Source organism: Klebsiella sp. 141203, from assembly GCF_032601985.1.
GTDB lineage: Bacteria > Pseudomonadota > Gammaproteobacteria > Enterobacterales > Enterobacteriaceae > Klebsiella > Klebsiella aerogenes.
Map to the genome: position 1 here is coordinate 68,692 of NZ_JAQIRL010000010.1, position 18,183 is coordinate 86,874.

General features: G+C 55.3%; 18 protein-coding genes. 14 read left to right on the top strand and 4 right to left on the bottom strand.

Going from position 1 to position 18,183, the window contains the following annotated elements; all coding sequences use genetic code 11:
• Nucleotides 1-4 precede the first annotated feature (4 nt).
• The 8 genes from rmuC (at nucleotide 5) to tatD (ending at nucleotide 7,062) form a co-directional block, all read left to right on the top strand.
• Nucleotides 5-1,453 carry a DNA recombination protein RmuC gene (gene rmuC, locus PGR29_RS24130; RefSeq protein ID WP_087858691.1) on the top strand — a complete coding sequence of 483 codons (1,449 nt, stop codon included), beginning with the start codon at nucleotides 5-7 and terminating at the stop codon, nucleotides 1,451-1,453.
• A gap of 70 nt (nucleotides 1,454-1,523) precedes the next feature.
• Nucleotides 1,524-2,279: a bifunctional demethylmenaquinone methyltransferase/2-methoxy-6-polyprenyl-1,4-benzoquinol methylase UbiE gene (gene ubiE, locus PGR29_RS24135; RefSeq protein WP_015368847.1), complete on the top strand. Its 756-nt coding sequence runs from the start codon at nucleotides 1,524-1,526 to the stop codon at nucleotides 2,277-2,279.
• A 13-nt stretch (nucleotides 2,280-2,292) separates the two neighbouring features.
• Nucleotides 2,293-2,898 (top strand): ubiquinone biosynthesis protein UbiJ, encoded by a 606-nt coding sequence (gene ubiJ / locus PGR29_RS24140; RefSeq protein WP_047466613.1) that lies wholly within the window; start codon nucleotides 2,293-2,295, stop codon nucleotides 2,896-2,898.
• On the top strand, nucleotides 2,895-4,535 hold the full coding sequence (ubiB, locus tag PGR29_RS24145) for a ubiquinone biosynthesis regulatory protein kinase UbiB (RefSeq protein ID WP_015368845.1): 1,641 nt from the start codon (nucleotides 2,895-2,897) through the stop codon (nucleotides 4,533-4,535). The genes ubiJ and ubiB overlap by 4 nt, the downstream gene beginning before the upstream one ends.
• Before the next feature lie 131 nt (nucleotides 4,536-4,666).
• A complete protein-coding gene (gene tatA, locus PGR29_RS24150) occupies nucleotides 4,667-4,918 on the top strand; it encodes a Sec-independent protein translocase subunit TatA (protein ID WP_015368844.1) in 252 nt (83 codons plus the stop codon).
• A 3-nt stretch (nucleotides 4,919-4,921) separates the two neighbouring features.
• On the top strand, nucleotides 4,922-5,458 hold the full coding sequence (gene tatB / locus PGR29_RS24155; RefSeq protein WP_087858690.1) for a Sec-independent protein translocase protein TatB: 537 nt from the start codon (nucleotides 4,922-4,924) through the stop codon (nucleotides 5,456-5,458).
• Between the two features lie 3 nt (nucleotides 5,459-5,461).
• On the top strand, nucleotides 5,462-6,235 hold the full coding sequence (gene tatC, locus PGR29_RS24160; RefSeq protein WP_015368842.1) for a Sec-independent protein translocase subunit TatC: 774 nt from the start codon (nucleotides 5,462-5,464) through the stop codon (nucleotides 6,233-6,235).
• 32 nt (nucleotides 6,236-6,267) lie between these two features.
• Entirely contained in the window at nucleotides 6,268-7,062 is a 795-nt protein-coding gene (gene tatD / locus PGR29_RS24165) for a 3'-5' ssDNA/RNA exonuclease TatD (protein WP_183269038.1), read from the top strand.
• Nucleotides 7,063-7,070: 8 nt separating this feature from the next.
• Here tatD and rfaH read toward each other — a convergent pair whose 3' ends face one another.
• Nucleotides 7,071-7,559, bottom strand: a complete 489-nt coding sequence (rfaH, locus tag PGR29_RS24170) for a transcription/translation regulatory transformer protein RfaH (RefSeq protein ID WP_015703997.1) — start codon at nucleotides 7,557-7,559, stop codon at nucleotides 7,071-7,073.
• A 177-nt stretch (nucleotides 7,560-7,736) separates the two neighbouring features.
• Between rfaH and ubiD the strand changes: the two genes are divergently transcribed.
• Together ubiD and fre are read left to right on the top strand one after the other, a co-directional pair.
• Nucleotides 7,737-9,206 (top strand): 4-hydroxy-3-polyprenylbenzoate decarboxylase, encoded by a 1,470-nt coding sequence (gene ubiD, locus PGR29_RS24175; protein WP_316425504.1) that lies wholly within the window; start codon nucleotides 7,737-7,739, stop codon nucleotides 9,204-9,206.
• 55 nt (nucleotides 9,207-9,261) lie between these two features.
• Nucleotides 9,262-9,963: an NAD(P)H-flavin reductase gene (gene fre / locus PGR29_RS24180; RefSeq protein WP_008807928.1), complete on the top strand. Its 702-nt coding sequence runs from the start codon at nucleotides 9,262-9,264 to the stop codon at nucleotides 9,961-9,963.
• 45 nt (nucleotides 9,964-10,008) lie between these two features.
• Here fre and PGR29_RS24185 read toward each other — a convergent pair whose 3' ends face one another.
• The 3 genes from PGR29_RS24185 to fadB all read right to left on the bottom strand — a co-directional run bounded on the left by PGR29_RS24185 (nucleotide 10,009) and on the right by fadB (nucleotide 13,836).
• Complete coding sequence (locus tag PGR29_RS24185; protein ID WP_087858688.1) at nucleotides 10,009-10,311, bottom strand: hypothetical protein; 303 nt, start codon at nucleotides 10,309-10,311, stop codon at nucleotides 10,009-10,011.
• 162 nt (nucleotides 10,312-10,473) lie between these two features.
• Complete coding sequence (fadA, locus tag PGR29_RS24190) at nucleotides 10,474-11,637, bottom strand: acetyl-CoA C-acyltransferase FadA (protein WP_015703998.1); 1,164 nt, start codon at nucleotides 11,635-11,637, stop codon at nucleotides 10,474-10,476.
• Nucleotides 11,638-11,646: 9 nt separating this feature from the next.
• A complete protein-coding gene (gene fadB / locus PGR29_RS24195; protein ID WP_316425505.1) occupies nucleotides 11,647-13,836 on the bottom strand; it encodes a fatty acid oxidation complex subunit alpha FadB in 2,190 nt (729 codons plus the stop codon).
• A 191-nt stretch (nucleotides 13,837-14,027) separates the two neighbouring features.
• On the opposite strand from fadB, the gene pepQ reads away from it, so the two are divergent.
• The 4 genes from pepQ to hemG are packed head-to-tail and all read left to right on the top strand — an operon-like array spanning nucleotide 14,028 to nucleotide 18,011.
• Complete coding sequence (pepQ, locus tag PGR29_RS24200) at nucleotides 14,028-15,359, top strand: Xaa-Pro dipeptidase (RefSeq protein ID WP_213317870.1); 1,332 nt, start codon at nucleotides 14,028-14,030, stop codon at nucleotides 15,357-15,359.
• Nucleotides 15,359-15,973: an IMPACT family protein gene (locus PGR29_RS24205; protein ID WP_015704001.1), complete on the top strand. Its 615-nt coding sequence runs from the start codon at nucleotides 15,359-15,361 to the stop codon at nucleotides 15,971-15,973. The genes pepQ and PGR29_RS24205 overlap by 1 nt, the downstream gene beginning before the upstream one ends.
• Nucleotides 15,974-16,014: 41 nt before the next feature.
• The gene (trkH, locus tag PGR29_RS24210) at nucleotides 16,015-17,466 is read left to right on the top strand and encodes a Trk system potassium transporter TrkH (RefSeq protein WP_045378745.1); all 1,452 of its coding nucleotides are present in this window, start codon (nucleotides 16,015-16,017) and stop codon (nucleotides 17,464-17,466) included.
• 11 nt (nucleotides 17,467-17,477) lie between these two features.
• On the top strand, nucleotides 17,478-18,011 hold the full coding sequence (gene hemG / locus PGR29_RS24215; protein ID WP_087858686.1) for a menaquinone-dependent protoporphyrinogen IX dehydrogenase: 534 nt from the start codon (nucleotides 17,478-17,480) through the stop codon (nucleotides 18,009-18,011).
• Nucleotides 18,012-18,183 lie beyond the last annotated feature (172 nt).

Here is an 18,183-nt window from a genome sequence, read left to right on the forward strand (position 1 = left end):
CGTTGTGGATATCTCTATTGTGATAAGCGCCGTGGTGGCGCTGGCGGCAGGATTAATCGTTGGCTGGCTGGCGACAAAAGCCCGTGCCGATCAAATCCGTGCCGATCTCATTGAAGAGCGCCGCGAGCTGGATATCGAACTTAGCGCCGCACGTCAGCAGCTGGTGCAGGAATCGCACTGGCGCGATGAGTGCGAACTTCTCAACAACGAGCTGCGCAGCCTACGTGATATCAACACCTCGCTGGAGGCCGACCTGCGTGAAGTGACCACCCGTCTGGAATCTACACAGCTGCATGCCGAAGATAAAATCCGCCAGATGGTCAACAGCGAGCAGCGCCTGAGCGAGCAGTTTGAAAATCTGGCGAACCGCATATTCGAACACAGCAACCGCCGGGTTGATGAACAAAATCGCCAGAGCCTGCATGGCCTGCTGACGCCGTTGCGTGAACAGCTCGACGGCTTCCGTCGCCAGGTGCAGGATAGCTTCGGCCAGGAGGCGCGTGAGCGCCACACGCTGGCGCACGAAATCCGCAACCTGCAACAGCTGAACGCACAGATGGCGCAAGAGGCATTGAACCTGACGAAAGCGCTGAAAGGCGATAACAAAACCCAGGGCAACTGGGGAGAAGTGGTGCTAACCCGCGTGCTGGAGGCCTCCGGCCTGCGCGAAGGCTATGAGTATCAAACTCAGGTGAGCATCGAAACCGATAACCGATCGCGGATGCAGCCGGATGTTATCGTGCGTCTGCCGCAGGGCAAAGACGTGGTTATCGACGCCAAAATGACCCTTGTCGCCTATGAGCGTTATTTCAACGCTGAGGATGATTACACCCGCGAAGCGGCGCTGCAGGAGCATATTGCCTCGGTGCGTAATCACATTCGCCTGCTGGGGCGTAAAGATTACCAACAACTGCCAGGGTTACGTTCGCTCGATTATGTGCTGATGTTCATCCCCGTTGAGCCAGCGTTCCTGCTGGCCATCGACCGTCAACCTGAGCTTATCAGCGAGGCGCTGAAGAACAATATTATGCTGGTTAGCCCGACAACCCTGCTGGTGGCGTTGCGCACCATCGCCAACTTGTGGCGCTATGAGCATCAAAGCCGTAATGCGCAGAAAATCGCCGAGCGCGCCGGGCGCCTGTATGACAAGATGCGACTGTTTGTCGACGATATGTCGGCTATTGGTCAAAGCCTTGATAAAGCCCAGGATAACTATCGCCAGGCGATGAAAAAGCTCGCCTCGGGGCGCGGCAACCTGCTGGTTCAGGCCGAGTCATTCCGTGGCCTGGGAGTCGAGGTTAAGCGCGGGATTAATCCTGATTTAGTCGAGCAGGCCACGGCGCAGGATGACGAATACCGCCTTGAGGAAGATGAAAATTCACCGCAGGAAGATGTGCTTAGCGCCGATTCCGCGCCTGCAGCGAGAGCAAACGAGCACGTCAGGCCAAGCTGAAACGTATGGGAAATGGCCTGAATCTGTTACACTCGCTGAACATTTTCTTGATAAGTAAGCGGGCATAGAGATGGTTGAGGATTCACAAGAAACAACGCATTTTGGCTTTCAAACGGTAGCCAAAGAGCAGAAGGCGGACATGGTGGCGCATGTATTCCATTCTGTCGCTGCAAAATATGATGTGATGAACGACTTAATGTCGTTCGGGATTCATCGCTTGTGGAAGCGCTTCACCATCGACTGCAGCGGCGTGCGTCGCGGGCAAACCGTGCTGGATTTAGCGGGCGGCACCGGCGACCTGACGGCGAAGTTTTCCCGTCTGGTGGGCGAAACCGGCCGCGTAATGCTCGCCGATATCAATGACTCGATGCTCAAAATGGGCCGCGAAAAACTGCGTAACATCGGTATTGTCGGTAACGTCGAATACGTTCAGGCCAACGCTGAAGCGCTGCCGTTTGCGGATAACACCTTTGACTGCATCACCATCTCCTTTGGCCTGCGTAACGTTACCGATAAAGACAAAGCGCTGCGTTCAATGTACCGCGTGCTGAAACCGGGCGGACGTTTGCTGGTTCTGGAGTTCTCCAAACCGATTCTCGAACCACTGAGCAAAGCCTACGACGCTTATTCCTTCCACGTGCTGCCGAAAGTCGGCGAACTGGTGGCAAACGATGCGGAAAGCTATCGCTATCTGGCGGAATCCATCCGCATGCATCCCGATCAGGACACCCTGAAAGGCATGATGCAGGAGGCGGGTTTTGAAAGCGTCGACTACTACAACCTGACGGCAGGTATTGTCGCGCTACACCGCGGCTATAAGTTCTGACAGGAGGGACGCTATGCCTTTCGCACCACTGGTTACCGCTGGCATCGAAACGGTTCTTAATACTTTTCTCTGGCGCGACCGCGCGCTTAAACCGGCGCGTCAACGCCTGCTGGGGAAAGTGCTGCGCGTAGAGCTCAAAGAGCTGTCGGCGCCTGTCGTGCTGGCCTTTAGCGAGCAGCAAATCGACGTGCTCGGCGCGTGGGAAGGCGAAGCTGACTGTACCGTGATAACCCGCCTGAGCGTGCTGCCGCAGTTGCGTAACCGCCAACAACTGACCGCGCTGATCCGCAGCGGCGATCTGGAAGTACAGGGCGACCTGCAGGTTGTGCAGAACATGGTCGCACTTTGCGATCTGGCGGAGTTCGACCCGGCAGAGCTATTGGCGCCGTATACCGGCGATATCGTCGCTGAAGGGGTTGGCAAGGTGCTTCGCGGCGGCGCGCGCTTCCTGCTGCAGGGCGCGAAAAGCCAGCAGCGCTACGTCGCTGAAGCGATTACCGAAGAGTGGCGACTGGCGCCGGGGCCGTTGGAAATGGCCTGGTTTGCTGAAGAGTCCGCCGCTATAGAACGCGCGCTGGCCGCACTGGAAAAACGGCTGGAAACGCTGGAGGGCAAATGACGCCAGGAGAATTACGGCGCCTGTATTTTATCATCCGCACCTTTTTGAGTTACGGGCTTGATGAGCTCATTCCCAAAATGCGTATCACGTTGCCGCTGCGCATCTGGCGGCGAATGTTGTTCTGGATGCCGAATCGCCACAAAGATAAACCGCTGGGTCAACGCTTACGCCTGGCGTTGCAGGAGCTGGGCCCGGTGTGGATTAAGTTCGGCCAAATGCTTTCCACCCGTCGCGACCTGTTCCCGCCGCAAATCGCCGATCAACTAGCGCTGCTGCAGGATCGCGTCGCGCCTTTCGATGGCAAACTGGCTAAACAACAGATCGAACAAGCGATGGGCGGTTTGCCCATTGAAGCCTGGTTCGATGATTTCGCCATTGAGCCGCTCGCTTCCGCCTCCATTGCCCAGGTCCATACCGCGCGCCTGAAAGACAACGGTAAAGAGGTCGTCATCAAGGTCATCCGCCCGGATATCTTGCCGGTAATTAAAGCGGACATGAAATTAATCTACCGCCTGGCGCGCTGGGTGCCTCGTCTGCTGCCGGATGGTCGCCGTTTGCGTCCGCAGGAAGTCGTCCGCGAGTATGAAAAAACGCTGATGGACGAGCTGAACCTGTTACGCGAGTCGGCTAACGCTATTCAGCTACGACGCAATTTCGAAGACAGCCCAATGCTATACGTGCCGGAAGTCTATTCCGATTACTGCAGCGAAGGCATGATGGTGATGGAGCGGATCTACGGTATTCCGGTTTCCGATGTCGCCGCGCTGGAAGCCCAGGGCACCAACATGCAGTTGCTCGCGGAGCGTGGGGTGCAGGTCTTCTTTACCCAGGTGTTCCGCGACAGCTTTTTCCATGCGGATATGCATCCGGGTAATATTTTCGTTAGCTACGATCATCCACATGACCCGCAATATATCGGTATCGACTGCGGTATCGTCGGCTCGCTGAACAAAGACGATAAGCGCTATCTGGCAGAAAACTTTATCGCTTTCTTCAACCGCGATTATCGTAAGGTTGCCGAGCTGCACGTCGATTCCGGCTGGGTGCCGCCGGATACCAACGTTGAAGAGTTTGAGTTTGCGATTCGTACCGTGTGCGAGCCCATCTTTGAAAAGCCGCTGGCGGAAATCTCCTTCGGCCACGTATTGCTGAATCTGTTTAACACCGCGCGGCGTTTCAATATGGAAGTACAGCCGCAGCTGGTTTTGCTTCAGAAGACATTACTTTACGTAGAAGGGGTAGGTCGTCAGCTCTATCCTCAGTTAGACTTGTGGAAAACGGCGAAGCCTTTCCTCGAGTCGTGGATTAAGGATCAGGTCGGTATTCCCGCGCTGGTGCGTGCGTTTAAAGAAAAAGCGCCGTTCTGGATTGAAAGGATGCCGGAAATTCCTGAGCTGGTGTACCAAAGCCTGCAGCAGAGCAAACAGCTGCAGACCAGCGTCGATACTATCGTGCGCGACTTCCAGGTGCGTCACGTGCGCCAGGGGCAGTCCCGCTATCTGTTTGGTATAGGCGCCGTTTTGCTTTTAAGCGGTACGCTGTTATTTATCCACCGCCCGGAGTGGGGCATGATGCCAGGCTGGCTGATGGCCGGCGGCGTCGTGACCTGGCTTATTGGTTGGCGAAAAACGCGCTGACAGGTTTCGCGTTTATTCTGGCGCATTGATTCTTGCGCGAAGTCATGTGAGCGGCCTGACAAAGAGGCGTCTCACCGGATGACGTGTATAATGCGCTCTCATCATTCATCATCTGTCATAGGGGAACGTGTATGGGTGGTATCAGTATTTGGCAGTTATTAATTGTTGTCGTCATCGTAGTTCTGCTTTTCGGGACGAAGAAGCTGAGCTCGCTGGGTTCGGATTTAGGCGCATCGATCAAGGGCTTTAAAAAAGCGATGAGCGATGATGAGAAATCTGATAAATCCTCAGCCGATGCAGATTTTGCAGCGAAAACTATCGCTGATAAACAAGATGATGCGAAAAAAGACGAGACAAAACGCCACGACAAAGAGCAGGTGTAATTCGTGTTCGATATCGGTTTTAGTGAACTATTGCTGGTGTTCGTGATTGGCCTCATCGTATTGGGGCCACAGCGACTACCCGTCGCCGTCAAAACGGTGGCCAGCTGGATCCGTACGTTGCGCTCGCTGGCGACCACCGTACAAAATGAGCTTGCCCAGGAGCTAAAACTGCAGGAGTTTCAGGAGAGCCTGAAGAAGGTGGAGAAGGCCAGCCTGGATAATCTGACTCCGGAGCTCAAAGCCTCGATGGATGAACTGCGCGAAGCGGCCGAATCCATGAAGCGTTCCTATACCGCCCACGATCCTGAAAAGGCCAGCGACGAAGCGAACACCATCCATAATCCGGTCGTCAAAGGTAGCGAAGCGCAGCGCCAGGATGTCACACCGGCAACGGCGGAACATCAGGTCAGCGCCCCGGCACATACGCCGGAGCCCGTTGCCGAGGAGCCATCCGTTTCGCCGGCTGAAGTCCCGGCGGTTAAGGAAAAAGCCGCCGCGGCAGTGCCAGATTCTTCCCCCGCATCGAGTGATAAAGCGTAAAAAATGGGCGTAGACGAGACTCAACCGTTAATTTCACATCTGATTGAGCTGCGTAAGCGCCTGCTCAACAGCATCATTGCCATCCTGGTGATCTTCCTGGCGTTGGTTTACTTCGCCAACGATATCTATCAACTGGTTTCCGCTCCGCTTATCAGCAAAATGCCGGTAGGCGCGACGATGATCGCCACCGATGTAGCTTCTCCTTTCTTCACGCCGATCAAACTGACCTTTATGGTTTCGGTGATCCTGTCAGTGCCGGTCATTCTTTATCAGGTATGGGCATTCGTGGCGCCGGCGCTGTATAAGCATGAACGTCGGCTGGTCATGCCGCTGCTGGTTTCCAGTACGCTGCTGTTCTATATCGGCATGGCTTTCGCTTATTTCGTCGTGTTCCCGCTGGCATTCGGCTTCCTGACTCACGCCGCGCCGGAAGGGGTATTAGTTTCGACCGATATCCGTAGCTACCTCGATTTTGTCATGGCGCTGTTCATGGCTTTTGGCGTGTCGTTTGAAGTGCCGGTCGCCATCGTCCTGCTCTGCTGGATGGGCGTCACGACGCCGGAGGATTTGCGTAAAAAACGGCCCTACGTGCTGGTGGGCGCCTTCGTGGTCGGTATGCTGCTGACGCCGCCGGATGTGTTCTCGCAAACGCTGTTGGCCATCCCCATGTATTGCCTGTTTGAAGTCGGGGTGTTCTTTGCCCGTTTCTATACCGGTAAACGCCTGACGCGTGACGAAGATGCCGCCGCCGAAGAGGCGGAGAGCAAAGAAGAGTAACAACGCCAACCGCCCGTCAGGGCGGTTGTCATATGGGAGCTATGATGTTTGATATTGGCGTGAATCTGACCAGCTCGCAGTTTTCTCGCGACCACGACGACGTGGTTGCGCGCGCGCAGGCGGCGGGTGTTCATGGGATGCTGCTAACCGGCACCAATCTGCATGAAAGCCAGCAGGCGCGGCAGATGGCTGGCCGTTACGCCAACTGCTGGTCTACCGCGGGTGTGCATCCGCACGATAGCAGCACCTGGACTGAGTCGGTGGCTGAAGAAATCCACGCGCTGGCCCGCCAGCCGCAGGTGGCGGCGATTGGCGAATGCGGTCTTGATTTCAACCGCAATTTCTCAACGCCGCAGGAGCAGGAGAAGGCGTTCAGCGCCCAGCTGGCGCTGGCGGCCGAGCTCTCAATGCCGGTATTTTTACACTGCCGTGACGCCCATGAACGGTTTCTTGCACTGCTGGATCCGTGGCTCAATAAACTGCCCGGCGCCGTGTTGCACTGCTTTACCGGTAGCCGCGAGGAAGTGCTTCAGTGCCTTGATAAAGGGTTATTTATCGGTATCACCGGCTGGGTGTGCGATGAGCGGCGGGGACTGGAGCTTCGTGAACTGTTGCCGGCAATCCCGGCGGAACGTCTGTTGCTGGAGACCGACGCGCCATATCTATTACCGAGGGACATGAAGCCGAAGCCCTCCTCGCGGCGCAACGAGCCCGCTTATCTGCCGCATATTCTGGCAAGCGTAGCGGGCTGGCGAGGCGAGGAAGCGCAATGGTTGGAGGAGGTTACGGATGCGAACGTCAGGAAGCTGTTTGGCGTGCGCTTTTAACCGCGCCGTCAGATTTTATAGAAGTCGGTATTTTTAACGCTTTGCAGGACCTGTTTATTCAACAGATTGAGGAGCAGCATTGAACGGGCTTCGCCGTCGGGCTCGGTGAAGATAGCCTGCAGTCCTTCAAAAGCGCCGTCGGTGATCAACACGCTATCGCCTTCATGAGGCGTTTCCGGGTCGGTAATACCTTCCGGTTTATAGATAGAAAGCTGGTGAATCACCTCTGAAGGGACCACTGCCGGTTGGGCGCCAAAACGAACGAAACTGTTCACCCCTCGGGTAGCGCTGATGGTGGTGGTATGAATGATCTCGGGATCGAATTCGACGAACAGATAGTTTGGGAACAGGGGCTCGCTGACCGTAGTACGTTTACCACGGATGATTTTTTCCAGCGCGATCGTCGGCATCAGGCAGTTGACTGCCTGACGTTCAAGGTGTTCCTGGGCGCGCTGAAGCTGCCCACGTTTGCAATAAAGTAAGTACCAGGCTTGCATAATGACTCTTTCCGCTTTACTACCTGCAAGCATAACAAAAGCCTGGAACAATCGCGAAAACCATTATAAGCGAAAGCGTAAATAGCCTGTTCATTTACGCTTATTTAACAAAAGTACAGCATCGTTGCGGCGAAAATCGTATAATCAGCCGCTTGTATAGAGGTCAATAATAACTCCATGAAATACCACGATCTACGCGACTTTCTGACATTACTTGAGCAGCAGGGCGAGCTAAAACGGATAACCCTGCCGGTCGACCCGCATCTGGAAATTACCGAAATTGCCGACCGCACCCTGCGTGCCGGCGGCCCGGCGCTGCTGTTTGAAAACCCGAAAGGCTACTCGATGCCGGTGCTGTGTAACTTGTTTGGCACGCCGCGTCGTGTGGCGCTGGGGATGGGCCAGGAAGACGTCAGTTCGCTACGGGAAGTCGGGAAGCTATTGGCCTTTCTGAAAGAGCCGGAGCCGCCAAAAGGCTTCCGCGATCTGTTTGATAAGCTGCCGCAGTTCAAGCAAGTGTTGAATATGCCGACCAAACGCCTGCGCGGCGCGCCTTGTCAGCAAAAAATCATCCAGGGCGATGATGTCGATCTCAACAAAATACCGATTATGACCTGCTGGCCGGAAGATGCCGCGCCGCTGATTACCTGGGGGCTGACGGTGACTCGCGGCCCGCACAAGGAGAGGCAAAATCTGGGTATTTATCGCCAGCAGCTGATCGGCAAAAATAAACTCATCATGCGTTGGTTGTCCCACCGCGGCGGCGCGCTCGATTTCCAGGAGTGGTGCGCGGCGCATCCCGGCGAGCGTTTCCCGGTATCCGTGGCGCTTGGCGCCGATCCGGCGACCATTCTGGGCGCGGTGACGCCGGTGCCCGATACCCTGTCGGAATACGCTTTCGCAGGCTTGCTGCGCGGCACCAAGACCGAAGTGGTTAAATGCTTTTCCAATGACCTTGAAGTGCCGGCCAGCGCGGAAATCGTGCTTGAAGGCTACATTGAGGCCGGCGAGATGGCGCCGGAAGGGCCATACGGCGATCATACCGGCTACTACAATGAAGTAGACAGCTTCCCGGTATTTACGGTGACCCATATTACCCAGCGCGAAGACGCGATTTATCATTCGACCTATACCGGCCGTCCGCCGGATGAACCTGCGGTGCTGGGCGTGGCGCTTAACGAAGTCTTTGTGCCTATTCTGCAAAAGCAGTTCCCGGAAATCGTCGACTTCTATCTGCCGCCGGAAGGATGTTCCTATCGCCTGGCGGTGGTCACCATGAAAAAACAGTACGCAGGCCATGCCAAGCGCGTGATGATGGGCGTCTGGTCGTTCCTGCGCCAGTTCATGTATACCAAGTTCGTGATTGTCTGCGACGATGACGTGAACGCGCGCGACTGGAATGACGTGATTTGGGCGATTACTACCCGTATGGACCCGGCTCGTGATACGGTACTGGTAGAAAATACGCCAATAGATTATCTGGATTTTGCCTCGCCGGTTTCCGGCCTGGGTTCAAAAATGGGGCTGGATGCCACAAATAAATGGCCTGGCGAAACCCAGCGTGAATGGGGTCGTCCAATCAAAAAAGATCCTGAGGTGACGGCGCGTATCGACGCCATCTGGGATGAACTGGCCATCTTTAAATAACAGTAAGCGGGGCTAACGCCGCTGTTTTGCTCTATAGACCCGACAGAGGGGACGCATGACAACCTTAAGCTGTAAAGTGACCTCGGTGGAGGCGATTACCGATACCGTGTATCGCGTTCGATTAGTACCGGAAGCGGCATTTTCTTTCCGCGCCGGCCAGTATCTGATGGTAGTGATGGATGAGCGCGACAAGCGTCCGTTCTCTATGGCTTCCACGCCGTCAGAGCACGAGTTTATCGAGCTGCATATCGGTGCTTCTGAACTCAATCTGTATGCGATGGCGGTGATGGATCGCATTCTGAAAGAGCGTGAAATTGAGGTTGATATTCCGCATGGCGAAGCGTGGCTGCGCGATGACGAAGATCGCCCGCTGATTCTGATCGCCGGCGGTACCGGATTCTCTTATGTGCGTTCTATTCTGTTAACCGCGCTGGCGCGTAACCCGGATCGTGATATCGCCATTTATTGGGGCGGCCGCGAGGCTAAGCATCTGTACGATCTGGCCGAGCTGGAAGCGTTAAGCATCAAGCATCCGAATCTGCGCATCGAGCCGGTGGTCGAGCAGCCGGAAGAAGGGTGGCGCGGCCGCTCCGGTACGGTACTCACCGCCGTGCTGCAGGATTACGGTACGCTGGCCGAGCATGATATTTACATTGCCGGTCGTTTTGAGATGGCCAAAATTGCCCGCGACCTGTTCTGTAATGAGCGCGGCGCGCGTGAAGATCGCCTGTTTGGCGATGCGTTTGCGTTTATCTGATCGTGTTTCTAATAAGCATCCAGGCGCGAGACCCGGATGCTTTTTTTACTGCATATCGCTGAAGTAAACGTACAGCGGCCGCTCGTTTTCCAGCAAACAGAGCATGTTTCCAACGGTGTCGCCTTTTTTTGCCAGCGTTGCGGTTAGTTGTGTCGCAATATGCTGGGAACCTACCTTCTCATCATAGCGTTCGCTATTAATATCAGTGATATCTACATGGCTTAATTGCTGGTTAGGCGCCATTTTGCTGATCCCCCATGATAGACACGCCTGAGCGTCAGTTTGTTCATCGGCGAGAGCTGCAGCTGGTAATGCAATCAGTGGGAGAATTAGTAAGAGTTTTTTCATAACTAGTTATTATCCTTAATGATTTATACAGTAGTGGAGATAATAACTGAATGATAGAAATAAAAAACCCGCCCCTGACAGGCGGGAAGAACGGCAACTAAACCCCCTCTAATCCATTATTGCCTGTTGGCTGGCAGGCAATAATGGCATCGAGTTTTTTACCTACATCCTCTCGAATACGGTGGCGATCCCCTGACCTAAACCGATGCACATGGTCGCCAGACCGAACTGCGCGTCTTTGCGTTCCATCTGATTGATCAAGGTGGTGCTAATACGCGCCCCGGAACAGCCCAACGGGTGGCCGAGCGCGATCGCGCCGCCGTTAAGGTTGATCTTCTCGTCGATCTGCTCCATTAACCCCAGATCTTTAATACACGGCAGGATCTGCGCGGCAAACGCTTCATTCATTTCAAAGACGTCGATATCGCTGGTGGATAATCCCGCTTTTTTCAGCGCCAGCTTTGAGGCCGGAACCGGGCCATAACCCATAATGGACGGATCGCAGCCGACTACCGCCATTGAACGGACGCGAGCGCGCGGCTTCAGTCCCAGCTCGCGGGCGCGGCTTTCGCTCATCAGCAGCATTGCCGCCGCGCCGTCGGAAAGCGCGGAAGAGGTGCCTGCCGTGACCGTGCCGGTCACCGGATCGAAAGCCGGTCTCAGCGCCGCCAGCGCTTCTACGGTGGTTTCCGGGCGGATGACTTCGTCATAATTAAAGGATTTCAGCACGCCGTCGGCATCGTGGCCGCCGGTCGGGATAATCTCCGCCTTGAATGCCCCGGATTGCGTCGCCGCCCAGGCGCGAGCGTGGGAGCGTGCGGCGAATTGATCCTGCATTTCACGGCTAATGCCGTGCAAACGCGCCAGCATTTCCGCGGTCAGCCCCATCATACCGGCGGCTTTCGCCACGTTACGGCTAAGGCCCGGGTGGAAATCAACACCGTGGCTCATTGGCACATGGCCCATGTGCTCAACGCCGCCAATCAGGCAGACGCTGGCGTCGCCGGTCATGATCATACGGGCGGCATCGTGCAGCGCCTGCATGGAGGAACCGCACAGGCGGTTAACCGTTGTTGCCGGTACCGAGTGCGGTATTTCCGCCAGTAGCGCGGCGTTACGCGCAATGTTGAAACCCTGCTCCAGCGTTTGTTGCACGCAGCCCCAGTAAATATCGTCAATCGCGCTCGCCTCAAGGGACGGGTTACGCGAGAGCAGGCTTCGCATCAGGTGTGCGGAGAGGTCTTCCGCACGCACGTTGCGAAAGGCGCCGCCCTTTGAACGGCCCATCGGGGTGCGAATTGCATCGACAATGACAACCTGTTCCATTGTGACTCCTTAAGCCGTTTTCAGTTCGCCAACCGGACGGGCTGGTTCTACTGGAGGATAATACGCTTCGTTATGACGGGCCTTATTACGCAGACCCTCCGGCACGGCATAAAGCGGGCCGAGGTGCTGGTATTGCTGCGCCATATCGAGATATTTTGCGCTGCCGATGGTGTCCAGCCAGCGGAATGCGCCGCCGTGGAACGGAGGGAAGCCCAGGCCGTATACCAGCGCCATATCCGCTTCCGCCGGGCTGGCGATAATGCCTTCTTCCAGGCAGCGAACAACTTCGTTAACCATCGGGATCATCATACGGGCGATAATCTCTTCATCGCTGAAATCGCGCTTCGGCTGGCTGACTTCGGCCAGCAGACTATCGACTGCGGCATCTTCTTCTTTCTTCGGCTTACCTTTACTGTCTTCTTTATAACGCCAGAAACCGAGGCCGTTCTTCTGGCCGAAACGGCTGGCGTCAAACAGCGCGTCGATAGCATCGCGATAATCTTTCTGCATCCGCTGTGGGAACCCCGCCGCCATTACCGCCTGAGCATGGTGCGCGGTATCGATGCCGACAACATCCAGCAGATAGGCCGGGCCCATCGGCCAGCCAAACTGTTTTTCCATCACTTTGTCGACTTTGCGGAAATCCGCGCCGTCGCGCAGCAGCTGGCTGAAGCCTGCGAAATAGGGGAACAGTACACGGTTAACGAAGAAGCCGGGGCAATCATTCACCACGATCGGTGTTTTGCCCATTTTGCTGGCCCAGGCAACGACTTTGGCAATGGTCTTGTCCGAAGTTTTCTCGCCGCGGATCACTTCAACCAGCGGCATGCGATGTACCGGGTTAAAGAAGTGCATACCGCAGAAATTCTCCGGGCGCTGCAGAACGCTGGCCAGCTCGCTGATAGGAATCGTTGAGGTGTTGGAAGCCAGCACGGTGTCCGGACGCACTTTCTCTTCGGTTTCCGCCAGTACCGCTTTCTTCACTTTCGGGTTTTCCACCACCGCTTCAACGACGACGTCCACGCGGTCAAAACCGCTGTATTCCAGCGTTGGTTGAATGGTGCTAATCACTCCGGCCAGCTTCAGACCGTCGATTTTTCCGCGTTCCAGCTGTTTATTCAGCAGCTTCGCCGCTTCGGTCATGCCAAGGGTCAGCGATTTGTCGCTAATGTCTTTCATCACCACCGGCACGCCTTTCCAGGCTGACTGGTAAGCAATGCCGCCACCCATAATGCCGGCGCCTAATACGGCAGCGTGCTTCGGCGTCTCGACATCTTTAGTGAGTTTTTTCGCTTTCGCTTTGACGTACTGGTCGTTAAGGAAGATACCGACCAGCGCGCGCGCTTCGTTGGTATGCGCCAACGGAACAAAACTTTGGTTTTCCAGCTTCAGCGCGTCGTCACGGCCAAGACGCGCGGCGGCTTCAATGGTTTTTACCGCGGTGATCGGCGCCGGGTAATGTTTTCCGGCGGTTTGCGCGACCATACCTTTGGCAATAGTGAAGCTCATGGCGGCTTCAATTTTGCTGAGCTTCAGCGGCTCCAGTTTCGGCTGACGTTTGGCTTTCCAGTCCAGGTCGCCATTAATCGCCTGGCGCAGAATCGCCAGCGCGCCGTCATGCAGTTTTTCCGCGGCAACAATGCCGTCAACGAGGCCAATTTTCAGCGCTTGATCGGCGCCGACGTCTTTACCGGCGGCAATAATTTCCAGCGCGCTATCGGCGCCGAGCAGGCGCGGCAGACGTACGGAACCGCCGAAGCCAGGCATAATGCCCAACTTGGTTTCCGGCAGGCCGATGCGCAGATCCGGCGTGGCGAGGCGATAGTCGGTCGCCAGCACGCATTCGCAGCCGCCGCCCAGCGCGTAGCCGTTAACCGCTGACAGAGTAGGGACCGGTAAATCTTCCAGGCGATTGAAGACGCTGTTGGCAAAGTGCAGCCACTGGCTCAACTGTTCTTCCGGCACCAGGAATAGTGAAAGGAATTCGGTGATATCGGCGCCGACGATAAAGGCCGCTTTTTCAGAGCGCAGCAGCAGCCCTTTGAGATCTTTTTGTTTTTCGAGTACGTCCAGCGCGTGGCCGAGGCTGGCAACGGTTGCAGTATCAAGCTTGTTAACCGAGCCGGGGGCGTCGAAAACCAGTTCGGCAATGCCATCTTCCAGCCAGTCGAGGTACAGGGTGTCGCCTTTGTAGAGCATGTCAGTCTCCTGAATCCAGCAATATGATCTGGTCATACCAGATGACTCGGAGTGTGGAATTTATGTTAAGAAAATGCAAATTACTCTTTAAATAATTGCTGGTCGGATCACATCCGGTAGAAATCACCCGGCCTGGAGCCAATGTGCTAAGATGCGGAGAATCACGATCCAATAAAAGCAAAGGATAAAAGATGGAATCACTGGCCGCGCTTTATAAAAATCATATCGTTACCCTACAAGAACGTACCCGCAAAGTTTTAGACCGCTTCAAGCTGGATGCTCTGCTGATCCACTCCGGCGAGCTGATCAATGTCTTCCTCGACGATCATCCGTATCCGTTTAAGGTTAACCCGCAGTTTAAGGCGTGGGTGCCGGTGACCCAGGTGCCAAACTGCTGGCTGCTGGTGGATGGCGTGAATAAACCGAAGTTGTGGTTTTATTTGCCGGTCGATTACTGGCACAACGTTGAGCCGCTGCCGACCTCTTTCTGGACTGAGGAAGTAGATGTCATTGCGTTGCCGAAAGCCGACGGTATTGGCGGTCAACTGCCCGCGGCGCGTGGCAACATCGCGTATATCGGCCCGGTGCCGGAACGTGCTTTAGGTCTGGAGATCGCGGCAGACAAAATCAACCCGAAAGGCGTTATCGACTATCTGCATTATTATCGCGCTTACAAAACCGATTATGAGCTGGCTTGTATGCGTGAAGCGCAGAAATCGGCGGTCAACGGCCATCGCGCGGCCCACGAAGCTTTCCAGTCGGGGATGAGCGAGTTCGATATTAATCAGGCTTACCTGACGGCGACCGGTCATCGCGATACCGACGTCCCTTACAGCAATATCGTGGCGCTGAATGAGCATGCGGCCGTATTGCACTACACCAAGCTGGATCACCGTGCGCCAACCGAGATGCGCAGCTTCCTGTTGGATGCGGGCGCAGAGTACAACGGCTATGCCGCGGACCTGACTCGTACCTGGGCAGGCCACAGCGACAACGATTTCGCGCAGCTGATTAAAGACGTTAACGACGAGCAACTGGCGCTGATTAGCACCATGAAGTCCGGCACCAGTTACGTTGATTACCATATTCAGTTCCATCAGCGCATCGCAAAGCTGCTGCGTAAACACCAGCTAGTGACCGGCATGAGCGAAGAGGCGATGGTGGAAAACGATCTGACCGGACCGTTTATGCCGCACGGGATTGGTCATCCGCTGGGCCTGCAGGTTCATGATGTCGCCGGTTTCATGCAGGACGATACCGGTACGCATCTGGCGGCGCCGTCGAAGTATCCTTACCTGCGCTGCACCCGTATTCTCGAGCCGCGTATGGTGTTGACTATCGAACCAGGCATCTACTTTATTGAGTCGCTATTGGCGCCTTGGCGTGAAGGGCAGTTCAGCAAGCACTTCAACTGGCAGAAAATTGAAGCCATGAAGCCGTTTGGCGGGATTCGTATCGAAGATAACGTGGTGGTTCACGAAAACAGCATCGAAAATATGACGCGCGACCTGAAACTGGCGTAATGGAAAGTTGGTTGGTGCCGGCCGCGCCGGTGAGCGTTGTTGAAGAGATCAAAAAGAGCCGTTTCATCACGCTGTTGGCGCATACCGACGGCGTGGCGGCGGCAAAAGCGTTTGTCGAATCGGTCAGGGCTGAGCACCCGGACGCACGTCACCACTGCGTGGCGTGGGTTGCCGGGCCTCCTGATGATTCACAGCAGCTGGGGTTCTCTGACGATGGCGAACCGGCGGGAACGGCAGGTAAACCCATGCTGGCGCAGCTGATGGGCAGCGGCGTCGGCGAGATAACCGCGGTGGTGGTGCGCTACTACGGTGGTATTCTGCTGGGTACCGGCGGCCTGGTGAAGGCCTATGGCGGCGGCGTCCATCAGGCGCTTGCGCAGTTGAAAACGCAGCGCAAGACGCCGTTAACCGCATATACTTTGCAATGTGAATACGGACAGCTGGCCGGGGTAGAAGCGTTGCTGGCGCAGTTCTCGGGCATTATTGTGGAAAGCGAATATCAGGCGTCTGTGCAACTGCGCGTCGCGCTTCCGCAAGCTGAAGTGGCCTCTTTTTCGACAAAACTGGCTGATTTTAGTCGTGGTTCATTGCAATTACTGAAGATTGACGAATAATCCCCACCTGATTTTTTTGTAACCCAAAGGAAGCGCCAGAGATGCATTTTCGCGCGATAACCCGAATCGTTGGACTGTTGGTCATCTTATTTTCGGGGACGATGATTGTCCCGGGATTAGTGGCCCTGATATATCGCGATGGCGCGGGGCGAGCTTTCACCCAAACCTTCTTTGTTGCCCTGGCGATCGGCTCCATGCTGTGGTGGCCGAACCGTAAGCAAAAAGGCGAGCTGAAATCCCGTGAAGGATTTCTGATAGTCGTGTTGTTCTGGACGGTGCTGGGCAGCGTCGGTGCGTTACCATTTATCTTTGCTGAACAGCCTAATCTGACGGTGACGGATGCCTTTTTTGAATCCTTCTCCGGCTTAACCACTACCGGCGCGACGACGCTGGTGGGGCTTGACTCACTGCCTCATGCCATCCTGTTCTATCGCCAGATGCTGCAGTGGTTCGGTGGTATGGGTATCATCGTGCTGGCGGTGGCGATTTTGCCTATCCTTGGCGTCGGCGGGATGCAGCTCTACCGGGCGGAAATGCCGGGCCCGTTGAAAGACAATAAGATGCGACCGCGTATTGCCGAAACGGCAAAAACGCTGTGGCTTATTTATGTCTTATTGACCGTCGCCTGTGCATTAGCGCTATGGTTTGCCGGGATGCCGGCGTTTGATGCGATTGGCCATAGCTTTGCGACCATCGCTATCGGCGGCTTCTCAACTCACGATGCCAGCGTCGGGTACTTTAATAGCCCGATGATTAACTCCATCATCGCCATCTTCCTCCTAATCTCCGGCTGTAACTATGGCCTGCACTTTTCGCTATTAAGTGGGCGCAGTTTACGGGTTTACTGGCGTGATCCGGAATTCAGAATGTTTATCGGTGTTCAGCTAACCCTGGTTATCGTCTGTACGCTGGTATTGTGGTTACATAATGTCTACGGCTCGGTGTTAACAACGCTGAACCAGGCGTTCTTCCAGGTGGTGTCGATGGCGACGACCGCTGGGTTTACCACCGACAGTATTGCGCGTTGGCCGTTGTTCCTGCCGGTGCTGCTGCTCTGTTCGGCTTTCATCGGCGGCTGCGCCGGGTCAACGGGCGGTGGTTTAAAGGTCATTCGTATCCTGTTGCTGTTTAAGCAGGGGAATCGTGAGCTTAAGCGCCTGGTGCACCCGAATGCGGTCTATAGCATTAAGTTAGGTAACCGCGCGCTGCCGGAACGTATTCTGGAAGCCGTGTGGGGATTCTTCTCCGCCTATGCGCTGGTCTTTATCATTAGTATGCTGGCGATAATCGCGACTGGGGTTGATGACTTTTCTGCCTTTGCTTCAGTTGTGGCGACATTGAACAACCTGGGGCCTGGTCTTGGGGTCGTTGCTGATAACTTTGCGACAATGAACCCGGTCGCGAAATGGATCCTGATTGCTAATATGCTGTTTGGTCGTCTGGAAGTGTTCACCTTATTGGTGCTCTTTACTCCCACTTTCTGGCGCGATTAACAGGAGTGCTCGTGAAAACTTTAATTCTTTTCTCCACCCGGGATGGGCAGACCCGTGAAATTGCCTCCTATCTAGCCTCTGAACTCAAAGAGCTGGGGGTTGATGCGGATACTGTGAACCTGAACCGTACCGAGACGGTTGAGTGGCATCATTACGATCGGGTGGTGATTGGCGCTTCTATTCGCTACGGGCACTTTCATCCAGCGCTGGACCGCTTCGTGAAAAAGCATCTGGCATCTCTGCAGGCGTTGCCGGGAGCGTTCTTCTCGGTAAACTTGGTGGCGCGCAAACCGGAAAAGCGAACGCCGCAAACCAACAGCTATACGCGCAAGTTTCTCCTTAACTCGCCGTGGCAGCCGCAGAGCTGCGCGGTATTTGCCGGTGCGCTGCGTTATCCGCGCTATCGCTGGTACGATCGAATAATGATTCGCTTAATTATGAAGATGACCGGCGGGGAAACGGACACTAGTAAAGAAGTGGTTTATACCGATTGGCCGCAGGTGGCCAGATTTGCCCGAGAAATCGCGCAAATGACGAGCAAATAGCGCGTAAAACTCGCGTTATGGTGGAAAATCGAGCGAACGAAAAGTTTTTTTGAATTTCCTCTTGTCACTTCAGAATTACTCCCTATAATGCGCCACCACTGACACGGAACAACGGCAAACAAGCCGCCGGGTCAGCGGGGTTCCGGTGAGAACCTCGCGGAGAAAAGCAAAA